Raw genomic sequence first — 11130 nt, 5'->3', positions numbered from 1 at the left:
CCGGAAATTAGTTGGAGGTGGGCTTATGCGATCGCCGCTTCGCCCTCCAATCCACTTTCACTGCTTTTACGGCATCGCACTAATGCTTACTGTAACAGGGCTAGCGGGATTTTATTTATCTGAAGTTGTCTTCTTTAAACTTATTTATCTTTTAAGATATCTTCTCTATAAAATTTCATCATAAACTTAGTTTCTTGTTCTCTGGCTCTATCTATATCGGCATTAATTCGGGTTTTTTCTTCAGCGGTTTTATCCATCGTCAAAATAACTCGATAAGCTTCAAAAACATAGTACACATCATCACTTAATTTGGCTTCATCTTTTTCGCGTATTCTTTGACCCAAGTAGAACGTTGAAAAAGCCGATAGACTACCTAATTTAGAATAGTCATTTGACTTTTCACAATCTTCAAACACCTCGTAGACTTGTAGAAGATAATTGCCGAAATAATCTTTAAGTATTAATGTTGCTGCTATCATTTTAAATTCTTCAATTGGACTCATAAGATTTGACGCTCCTATTTATTACATTTATTTGAAGGATTTTTCGATTCTTATTTATTGTTTCAGGCTGGAAACTATGCCCTATTGTAAGATTGCCACACCTGCAAGCGCGATTATCCCTTTTTAGGCGATCGCATCCCCACCTCTGTCACCACCTCCACCATTCGACCATCGGTAGCCACCCCTCAAGTATCAAGTTGTTTGGTAGCCACGCGTCGGTAGCCACGCGTCTACAGTAATTGAAATCGGTAGCCACGCGTTGGTAGCCACGCGTCTACAGTCATTAAGTTTGGTAGCCACCCCTCAAGTATCAGGTTGCTTGGTAGCCAGGCGTCGGTAGCCAGGCGTCCTCAAAGTGTTGATATACAAGGATTGCAAATTGGTAGCCACGCGTTGGTAGCCAGGCGTCTTTTGTACTACAAGCGTAGTATCTGTAGCGGTAGCCACGCGCAGGATGAGCTACAAGGCGTCTTACCTAGCTGAATGATGGACAGTTCATCCTAGTACCCTAGAGGCGTCTTGCTGGTGCAAATAAGCGATGGTTTCTATGGGCTGTTGGCATGGGTTTCTATGGCACGGTAGCCACATATAAACATGGGAAGTTAAGGACTAGTAACTAGTAACCAGGAATAACCAATACTCTTTATATGTGGAGCCTGGCTACGGACGGGTACGTAATATACGGGTACGAAGCATTCTACTGAAAGGAAGTTAGGATGAAATCACACTAACTACATTTAAGTGGAAAGTATCGACCGCTGTAGTACAAGTAGCAAATGTAGTGAGATGAGTTAATGCGAAGTCGGGCGAAGTGGTGTGGCGATCGCACAAAGAGGCAACCAGTGATGAGCTTATAACCAGTTATGGAATAGCGTAACGGGATTGTGTAATGTTCGGAACAACGTGTAATGTTCGGAGCCGAGTAGGAGGTGTGGCGGAAATGTTCGGGGTTATACTTGGCTACGCTCGGAGGCGGTGAGGCGATCGCATAAAAGGGCGATATCTGTAACACTATGTAGTAATTGTAGTAGTAAAAAACTGATGAGGGCTTGACAATGGCAGCAACTTATGAACGAGAGTAAGGTCAAAGTGGAGGTTGTGTTAACTAGTTATGATAAAAAGGGCGATGTGTAGCCATAGGACATAACTGGTTATTACAGACATAACGACATGGGTCAGGAGGTCGCAACTAGTTATTGCAGGCATAATGAAGTAGACGGGATATCGTGATGGAATGCGAAGACGCGAAAGCTGAAATCCTTATGCAGCAAGGATTACGTATATAACTAGTTATGCAAGCATAGGAATGTGCGTAACTAGTTCAATGCAGACATAACGAGATGCCATAACTAGTTACGCAACTATGAGAACGTGACATAACTAGTTAACCCAGACATAACGAGATGCCTCAAAAAATCATAACGTGTTTGTCCGGTAATCTAGATTACCGGACAAACACGTTATGATTTTTTGAGGCATCTCGTTATGTCTGGGTTAACTAGTTATGTCACGTTCTCATAGTTGCGTAACTAGTTATGGCATCTCGTTATGTCTGCATTGAACTAGTTACGCACATTCCTATGCTTGCATAACTAGTTATATACGTAATCCTTGCTGCATAAGGATTTCAGCTTTCGCGTCTTCGCATTCCATCACGATATCCCGTCTACTTCATTATGCCTGCAATAACTAGTTGCGACCTCCTGACCCATGTCGTTATGTCTGTAATAACCAGTTATGTCCTATGGCTACACATCGCCCTTTTTATCATAACTAGTTAACACAACCTCCACTTTGACCTTACTCTCGTTCATAAGTTGCTGCCATTGTCAAGCCCTCATCAGTTTTTTACTACTACAATTACTACATAGTGTTACAGATATCGCCCTTTTATGCGATCGCCTCACCGCCTCCGAGCGTAGCCAAGTATAACCCCGAACATTTCCGCCACACCTCCTACTCGGCTCCGAACATTACACGTTGTTCCGAACATTACACAATCCCGTTACGCTATTCCATAACTGGTTATAAGCTCATCACTGGTTGCCTCTTTGTGCGATCGCCACACCACTTCGCCCGACTTCGCATTAACTCATCTCACTACATTTGCTACTTGTACTACAGCGGTCGATACTTTCCACTTAAATGTAGTTAGTGTGATTTCATCCTAACTTCCTTTCAGTAGAATGCTTCGTACCCGTATATTACGTACCCGTCCGTAGCCAGGCTCCACATATAAAGAGTATTGGTTATTCCTGGTTACTAGTTACTAGTCCTTAACTTCCCATGTTTATATGTGGCTACCGTGCCATAGAAACCCATGCCAACAGCCCATAGAAACCATCGCTTATTTGCACCAGCAAGACGCCTCTAGGGTACTAGGATGAACTGTCCATCATTCAGCTAGGTAAGACGCCTTGTAGCTCATCCTGCGCGTGGCTACCGCTACAGATACTACGCTTGTAGTACAAAAGACGCCTGGCTACCAACGCGTGGCTACCAATTTGCAATCCTTGTATATCAACACTTTGAGGACGCCTGGCTACCGACGCCTGGCTACCAAGCAACCTGATACTTGAGGGGTGGCTACCAAACTTAATGACTGTAGACGCGTGGCTACCAACGCGTGGCTACCGATTTCAATTACTGTAGACGCGTGGCTACCGACGCGTGGCTACCAAACAACTTGATACTTGAGGGGTGGCTACCGATGGTCGAATGGTGGAGGTGGTGACAGAGGTGGGGATGCGATCGCCTAAAAAGGGATAATCGCGCTTGCAGGTGTGGCAATCTTACAATAGGGCATAGTTTCCAGCCTGAAACAATAAATAAGAATCGAAAAATCCTTCAAATAAATGTAATAAATAGGAGCGTCAAATCTTATGAGTCCAATTGAAGAATTTAAAATGATAGCAGCAACATTAATACTTAAAGATTATTTCGGCAATTATCTTCTACAAGTCTACGAGGTGTTTGAAGATTGTGAAAAGTCAAATGACTATTCTAAATTAGGTAGTCTATCGGCTTTTTCAACGTTCTACTTGGGTCAAAGAATACGCGAAAAAGATGAAGCCAAATTAAGTGATGATGTGTACTATGTTTTTGAAGCTTATCGAGTTATTTTGACGATGGATAAAACCGCTGAAGAAAAAACCCGAATTAATGCCGATATAGATAGAGCCAGAGAACAAGAAACTAAGTTTATGATGAAATTTTATAGAGAAGATATCTTAAAAGATAAATAAGTTTAAAGAAGACAACTTCAGATAAATAAAATCCCGCTAGCCCTGTTACAGTAAGCATTAGTGCGATGCCGTAAAAGCAGTGAAAGTGGATTGGAGGGCGAAGCGGCGATCGCATAAGCCCACCTCCAACTAATTTCCGGCGGAATATCAATCCGCCATAATTGATAAAACCTTCTTATCAATGGCGAAGCGTCATGTCAGTGTGGGCAGTTTACCCTGTTCCAGTGATTGCTGAATAATCCCTCTTAGTGCCGTCGCTGCAATCACAAGATCTTCGTCCATGTCAGAATTCGGAATCCCTGGGGGTATTTCGCCTTTCTCGAACGACGGAACTAGCTCTTTAAAAACTTCGCCATAATGGAAGACATCTTGCTCAGCGCCAAATTTATACAACACTTTTAGCGCTAGTCTAAAATCCTTTAAATTTTCTTCAGAAGGTTGAAACCCTTTTTCTATTTTGAGTTTCAAAATTTCAAGTAGTCCCTTTGCGGCTGAAATCAGTGTACCACGATCTTCATCTGCACTAGATAGCTTCGGCATACTTTTATACCCATTATTAGAAGCACAAAACTTACCCCACGTAGTTTTTGCCCCGGTTGCAGATTCCCACGGGCGAAAACCTTGGATTAACTCTCTTTGCCGTTGCCGTGCTTCCGGCGTCCATCTTGGCATAATCCACTCCTACCTCTTGCAGCGTTCTTTTTACCAGCGTCTACGATTTTGTGTTTCTACAACCTTCAGCCGAATCTTATTATCAATAACTTCAATTTGCTTTGGTGGCATATTCGGCAATTGAGATACTGGAAAATCTAGCGCTTACGTGGTTTAAGTACTCTTAAATACATATTATTTAAATGTGCATGAAATCATCCTAACTTGCCTGTAACATTATAGTTATGATACTACAGTTACCCATTGACGGATGCGATCGCGTTGCTCCGTAGACACTTGCTTCGCAGCTGCTTTGAGCAAATCACGTGAGTAAATAGAAATAGACCGGATATCATTGAGCATCTCTCTATTCTCGCAAGCTTCCAACATCTCAACAAGTCCCAGGAATTGCTCTCGTTCTCGCGCTTCCCTTGCCTCCCGTGCCGCTTCACCACGTCTCGCTATCTCTAGCGCTTCCTCTGCTTGTTTCTGTGCTTGAAGTTTTTCCTCTTCCCACTTGCGCTTTGCTTCAAAATCGCGTTGCAGCCAAGCCTCAAACACTGGCTCACGACCATCTGATTCTGGGATGGGCAATCCGCGATCATCTAACAGCGGTTTCTTGGTTTCCTCGTTCTTTTTGAATCCAGAGGCAGGAACCGAGTAATAGCGAATCTGTTTCCCCCGTGTACCTTTACGAGCATAATTGATCATTCTATGCCCCAACATTTGAAGAATATGCTGGATTGCAGCAATTTTGTGTTTACCGTCTCGAACTTGCTGCCGTAGGTCAACCCCTGCTACAGATTGAATATGGCGTACATTGGTTTTTATCTTATCAAAAATCTCTGAAACGACTGGATGGTCATTATGGAATCCGTGGTCTTCGTATAGTTGAGAAATTCCCAAATAATCAAGCAACGCAACCCTTAACTGTAGTAGTGACTTATTGTTGTCGGGTACGAAGTAATCACCTTGCCCGTGAACAATGGACTTTTCAAATATTTGTTGGTCACGGAAGCTCAAATATTCTCTTCCGTCTTTCCAGTAGTAATGCAGCCGCAGTTTAGTCCCCCATTTATCGTCGTCTTTTTTGACTAAGCCGGGCGTACAATCAATTAAATATTTGCGTTCAATTCCAGCTTTGCGAAGTTCTAATAATTCATTGGTACGTCGTTCTTGTTGCTTTGAAAGTTTCTCAAATTCAGTGTTAGTTAACTTGTTTGCTTCTGCTACATCATTTTGATATTTGCTGTACAATTCATCACGGACAGAAGTAACTTCCTCCTTAACTGAATCGGGCGCTATCTCCTCATTACCATCCCAATCAACAACAATATGTCCCTCTTGTTTTAGGTCATCAAGGATGGTTCTTTCATAGAAGTACATCCCCATGTTGATTACAGATGCTTTCTTCGCCCAAGTTTGTAAACAGATGGGCAGAAAATTCCCGTCTGGCATCTCCAATCCGGATTCTAAAAGTTTCGCTCGATGTGCTTTATCTACATTTCGCTGACCAGCAATTAATGCATTTGGGGTCGTCCCCTTGTTTCCTACAAAACTAATCCCCTGTGGTCTAATCCAAACATATCGCGGCACAGGAGGACGTACACGGCTAAGGTTTTGTCTTACTCCATCACAAGTCTGTACACCTTGCCCAATGAACCAAACGCCATCAAAATGTGGAACATCAATAGAAATTCCTGTTTCAATTGTTGGGGACGCAATGACAAGGTCGTATAGTGGCACAATTTCATTAATATTCTTGGTTGACCTATACGCCGGATGTTCAGGATTGCTAACAGTTTCACTATCAATTCTAAGAATTTTTAAATCAGGGAATTTTCTCCGAAAGTGTTCTTCGGCAACTTGCGTTCCCCATGTAGATTTTGTCCTTTGTCCGCTTACCGATAAGAGTGCCTTCTCACCAGCTTTTATTCGCTTTTCAAGTAACCCAATTAACTTAGCTGGATTTTTACCCCCAAACCTATGAATTGTCCAAGGTTCGTTAAATTTGTAGTCATTAACTAGTAAAAATCTTTCTGGAGAAAAACCTAGTAACCCCTCAATAAAATCGATACCAACATCACTTAAGTCGGCATCCATTATAAAAATCTTGCCGCCAGTAGTAACAACAGTTCTAAGTAATTCTTGCAAGGTTTTTATGATCACAACGCGCTTTTGAGCGCACGTTGGGCTAGTCAACAGATGCCAAATCACCTGCATCGCCTCATCAATAATGACCCAAGCTCCCCGCCATTCATTCGGGTTAAAGTGTGCTTGTGATTCGGGATGTATGGAGTCTATGCAACAACCGTAGCCGAATAAACTACCCTGTTCTGTGCTTCGGAGGTCGGTAATGTAAGGTAATCCCAACCTTTCCGCGCCTTGCAAAGACAACTGTATTCTATGCGTAATTAATAATACTCTCCCTTCGCCACTACGCAACCTTGGGTCTGACAAGAATTTCAACCATTGAGTTTTTCCAGATCCTTTTGGCGCTCGAGCTCCAATTAGTTGAGCGCTCGGAGGTGGTACAATCTCCCCGATATAACGCTGATTTATAGTCAAATCCGGTGTGTAACTTAATTGACGTAACTGCTTACTTTGCCAATCATCAAAACTTGCTGCATTGCGATACAGTTCATCAAAAGTTTCACGACCCAAGGAAGCGAGAATATCATCAATTCCTTTGCCCATTGTTGGATGCCAACTGATGACATTCACCTCACATCCTTGGAAGCTAAACAGTTTGCCCGTCTTGGTTATGGCATTTTTAACGGCTTTCGTGGTCGTGCGCTTCAGGTCCTCGTCATAACAAAAATAAATCCGTCTTCCTTTTTGGGCAAGGATTTGCAGATGTGGGATGAGTGCCGCGAAGCCTTGTGACTCTCCAAACTCATCTTTGGGCTGACGGTATGCACTATTGATGCCTGGTACAGCGATGCACACGTAACCGCAGGAAAGCACCGCACCCGCTTTTTTAGCACCTTCAGTTATGATCACAGGGATTTGAGGGTTATTGATTACCCATTGCCAAAACGCGCTATGAGGCAATTCCTGATAGTTTTCGGGCAGTGCCACGTCGTACCGACGCGCGATTAGTTCCCATAGACGATGGGGAATCTTTAGGGCAAATATTTCGGTGGCAATTTTTGGGGGATGCTCGTATTTAACACTTTTTCCCTCTCCGTCAATATGCTTTTCGTCCGATTTAAAACATCCCCATAGGGAGTCTTTGCCTGTCAGTACATCTATACCATTGCACCACCATCCGCCTTTGTATGTATGGACATAGCGCTTCATCCAAAAACGACTTAACGCGCCCGTGTTGAGGCGTGGCAAGTCCTCTGAGTAGCAAAGGTAATCATAGGGACTGTTGCCAGATAAAGATTTGACATTCAGGTCGATGATGTCAGGATCGACGCAGGATGCAAGCCACTCTTCTCTATGCACATGGCTAACATTTCCCAATCCCAGTGCATGATCACGTGCTTGTGTCCCTTTTTGTCCTCCAGTATAGTTACGTATGGCATCGCTTTGATGGTTTGCTGCGCTTTGTTCTTTGCCAATAGCGCAGGAGGATGCATGAGAAGCTTGACCGCTTCCTGAATTATCTTTTGGTTTTTCTCTATTTTCTCCAATTCCTCTGATTTCTTGCAGTGTATCTTTCGCGGCATTGTTTTTGCTTTTAATTGTTCTTAATAGCTTGCGTAGCTCCGTTTTTGCTGAGTTGGGAGCCTTAAGTTTTGGCGTACCAAATCCGTTGGGAGGACGTTTCATGACGCCACCCCCGTTTGCAGATAAGCCAGCAAAGCTGTCGCGTCATCGCCGCAGTATCCGAGATATTCAAGCCCTTCTAGTATCTCTGTGAGGCGTTTTTGCTTGATTAAACCACCGAGCCGTGGTAAAATATTGACAATTAAAAGTTTTTTTTCTTTCATTGGCTGTGCCTCCCTTTGTGGTTATCGGGATGTGCAGCCCTTAACTTTTTTAGCCTCTGGTGTGGCTAGGCAGTAACTCAGCTTAAGATAAAAGTGAATCTAAACAAATAAGTTTGCTGCTGGGTGTCATCCGCAGCTGGGTTGAATGGCTGTCAACCATTCTTGGTGGAGTTCGTAAACTGAGCTACTACCCGAAAGCTAAAGGCTGTCACCCGCTTTACTAGGTTGTGATTGGATGTTAGTTAATTGAAAGATAAGACTATTGGACACTCCTTTTCAAGGATGTCTGTTTATTAAGAATTATTAAGCCGCTAGGACAGTCGCTCACGCCGTCCATTAATCCAGGAATGTGAGGGAGTTCTATAGTGATTTAATTTTGGATCACAGTGGGTTTTTAAATTTTGCTTGGCTTTCCCGTCGCATATCTCATCCCTAATCCGCATTCTTGTAGCAATGTAGCAATCACCCTTGTCAGCTAAAAGGCGACATAGGCAATCTAGCCGACCAGTCCAAGTATTTGGACTATGTTCGGCAAGCAGTTTGTCTAGCTGTTTCTGTTCCTTGTTGTCTAGTGATGACCGATAAAACTTACGAAGCAATTTATACATTTGCTTGTCGCGACATTGTGAAAATTGCTTGAATTTTTGGGATGTCCAATGTATGAAAGGGTCTGTTAAGTCTTCATCGACTATTCGCAGCATTAATTCGTATGGAGAAGTAAACGGATAATTTACCCAATTTGCATCAAAAGCTGCCTTTATCGTTCGCCATTTAATACTTATAAGCTTCCAGTAGTTTTCGTAGTAATCTGCACAAAGCCAAACGGCATCATGCATCCATTCATCAATTAATCCTTCTTCTAAGTCTTTTAATATTGGGTTTTCCGGATTTCCTCTGCCTGCCAGAAAGCATTTTGCAATACGCACAGCAAAATCTTTGCACTTTAACCACTCGATATAAATATCTTTAATATTTTCAACATCACTATAGTCCGCCTTTGTGAGGTCTGGGGTATCACATATATATCTAGCAATGCGTTCTCTGTCTGAAGATGATGAGTCATTGCTTCCGATTTTTTCCCATTTAAGCTCAAAACCAACATTCAACATATCATCAAATTCGTCTAAGACTTCCTTCTGACCTACATCCCCATGCCTGCAATAACTAGTTACAACCTTCTGACCTACATCCCCATGTCTGCAATAACTAGTTACAACCTTCTGACCTACATCCCCATGTCTGCAATAACTAGTTACGTCTACAATCCTTGCTGAGTAAGGGTTGTAGCTTTCGCGCTTTCGTCCTTTATCACGACACCCATTTACTCTACCCTATCTATATTAACTAGTTACGACCTTCTGACCAATCTCCTATGTCTGTAATAACTGGTTACAACCCATCGCTGCACATCGCTCCCCTTATCATAACTAGTTAGGATAGTCTTCGTTTTAACCTTACTTTCACTCATAAATTATTACCATTGTCAAGGCCTCGCCAGATTTTTAGTACTACGGTGGCTACATTATGCTACAGATATCGCCATTAGATGTGCGATCGCACATCTCGAAAATCTCCCGCACACTCCATTACAAAATCCCGTTATCTCGCTCCATAACTGGTTACAGTCTCATCACTGGTTGCCTCTTTCTGCGATCGCCACTTCCGCCACTTCGCCAGACTTCGCATCACCGCATCTTACTACACTAACTACCCGTACTACAGAATCAACTGCTGTTCACTTAGACATAGTTAGTGTGATTTCATCCTAACTTCCTTTCAGTACAATACTTCTTACCCGTATATTACGTACCCGTCCGTAGCCAGGCGTCATATATAAAGAGTATTGGTTATTCCTGGTTACTAGTTATTAGTCCTTAACTTCCCATGAGCTATAGGTAGCTACCGTGCCATAGGAACCCATGCCAACAACCCATAGAAACCACCGCTAATTTTTGCCAGCAATCTGCTTTTGGGGTACTAGGATGAAGTATCCATCATTCAAGTAGGCAAGACGCCTTGTAGGGCATCCTGCGCGTGGCTACCGCTACAAATACTACGCTTGTAGTACAAAAAATGCATGGTTACCATCGCGTGGCTACCAAACCAAAACCCTTACCAAAACCCTTGTATATCAATATTTTAAGGACGCGTGGCTACCGACGCATGGCTACCAATTTCAACTGCTGTAAACGCGTGGCTACCAAACAGCTTGATACTTGAAGGGTGGCTACCGATGCCTGGCTACCGATTTCAATCACTGGAGATGCCTGGCTACCAAACAGCTTGATACTTGAAGAGTGGCTACCAAACTTAATGACTGTAGACGCGTGGCTACCGATGGGGATTGGGTGAAGGGCGATGAGGGCAAAGGGGGCGATCACATCCTCATTCTTTCACTCTTCCGTTCCACCTCCACTTCCTCACCTGCTATCTAGTTACGATATATCATAACCAATTATAGTATTAACTAGTTGGGCTTTTATGTGATCGCCTTCAAGTGTACTACGTCTTAGCGCGACCATTTCTACCCGTCACCCTGCATTTTCAATCAGCAAAAACACTCTGGAATTGGTTAGGCTTAGCTGGTACACTTGCAATAAAGAATGATAAGCCCTCTATCAAAAGCTAATATTTGAGTATTGTAATCACCATTTTCAGGAATGACTATTTAACTCTCTGTAGAGATACATGGAAACTTTCGGCAATCTTGAAGTAAAGATTATGGCTGGTAATAATGTTTTCGGTAATCTCACAAGTTGGCTAGGAACTGGGTTTTTAGCATTTTTCCAT

Annotated in this window: 10 protein-coding genes; 3 read left to right on the top strand and 7 right to left on the bottom strand. The window is 42.9% G+C overall.

What is annotated here, in order from left to right; all coding sequences use genetic code 11:
- Positions 1–140: 140 nt before the first annotated feature.
- Together ACM0OZ_RS46185 and ACM0OZ_RS46180 are read right to left on the bottom strand one after the other, a co-directional pair.
- Positions 141–503 carry a hypothetical protein gene (locus ACM0OZ_RS46185; RefSeq protein WP_414588976.1) on the bottom strand — a complete coding sequence of 121 codons (363 nt, stop codon included), beginning with the start codon at positions 501–503 and terminating at the stop codon, positions 141–143.
- A gap of 727 nt (positions 504–1230) precedes the next feature.
- Positions 1231–1515, bottom strand: coding sequence for a hypothetical protein (locus tag ACM0OZ_RS46180; protein WP_414588977.1), 285 nt, complete (start codon positions 1513–1515; stop codon positions 1231–1233).
- Between the two features lie 858 nt (positions 1516–2373).
- On the opposite strand from ACM0OZ_RS46180, the gene ACM0OZ_RS46175 reads away from it, so the two are divergent.
- Positions 2374–2658, top strand: coding sequence for a hypothetical protein (locus ACM0OZ_RS46175; RefSeq protein WP_414588977.1), 285 nt, complete (start codon positions 2374–2376; stop codon positions 2656–2658).
- 727 nt (positions 2659–3385) lie between these two features.
- Positions 3386–3748 carry a hypothetical protein gene (locus tag ACM0OZ_RS46170; protein ID WP_414588976.1) on the top strand — a complete coding sequence of 121 codons (363 nt, stop codon included), beginning with the start codon at positions 3386–3388 and terminating at the stop codon, positions 3746–3748.
- Positions 3749–3940: 192 nt separating this feature from the next.
- On the opposite strand, the gene ACM0OZ_RS46165 is transcribed toward ACM0OZ_RS46170, so the two are convergent.
- From ACM0OZ_RS46165 to ACM0OZ_RS46150, 4 genes are all read right to left on the bottom strand, one after another.
- Positions 3941–4420, bottom strand: coding sequence for a hypothetical protein (locus ACM0OZ_RS46165; RefSeq protein ID WP_414589690.1), 480 nt, complete (start codon positions 4418–4420; stop codon positions 3941–3943).
- Positions 4421–4642: 222 nt separating this feature from the next.
- Positions 4643–8179 (bottom strand): plasmid replication protein, CyRepA1 family, encoded by a 3537-nt coding sequence (locus ACM0OZ_RS46160; RefSeq protein ID WP_414589689.1) that lies wholly within the window; start codon positions 8177–8179, stop codon positions 4643–4645.
- Positions 8176–8340, bottom strand: a complete 165-nt coding sequence (locus ACM0OZ_RS46155; RefSeq protein ID WP_414589688.1) for a hypothetical protein — start codon at positions 8338–8340, stop codon at positions 8176–8178. The genes ACM0OZ_RS46160 and ACM0OZ_RS46155 overlap by 4 nt, the downstream gene beginning before the upstream one ends.
- 311 nt (positions 8341–8651) lie before the next feature.
- On the bottom strand, positions 8652–9449 hold the full coding sequence (locus tag ACM0OZ_RS46150; protein ID WP_414589687.1) for a hypothetical protein: 798 nt from the start codon (positions 9447–9449) through the stop codon (positions 8652–8654).
- A gap of 415 nt (positions 9450–9864) precedes the next feature.
- Here ACM0OZ_RS46150 and ACM0OZ_RS46145 point away from each other — a divergent pair, with 415 nt between their 5' ends.
- Positions 9865–10047, top strand: coding sequence for a hypothetical protein (locus tag ACM0OZ_RS46145; RefSeq protein ID WP_414589686.1), 183 nt, complete (start codon positions 9865–9867; stop codon positions 10045–10047).
- A gap of 446 nt (positions 10048–10493) precedes the next feature.
- On the opposite strand, the gene ACM0OZ_RS46140 is transcribed toward ACM0OZ_RS46145, so the two are convergent.
- Complete coding sequence (locus tag ACM0OZ_RS46140; RefSeq protein ID WP_414589685.1) at positions 10494–10721, bottom strand: hypothetical protein; 228 nt, start codon at positions 10719–10721, stop codon at positions 10494–10496.
- Between the last annotated feature and the right edge of the window lie 409 nt (positions 10722–11130).

The sequence above is a fragment of the Scytonema sp. PCC 10023 genome (assembly GCF_963920835.1).
GTDB lineage: Bacteria > Cyanobacteriota > Cyanobacteriia > Cyanobacteriales > Nostocaceae > Kalymmatonema.
Note: the sequence above shows the minus strand (reverse complement) of the source record. Positions and strands in the feature narration are given on the sequence as shown.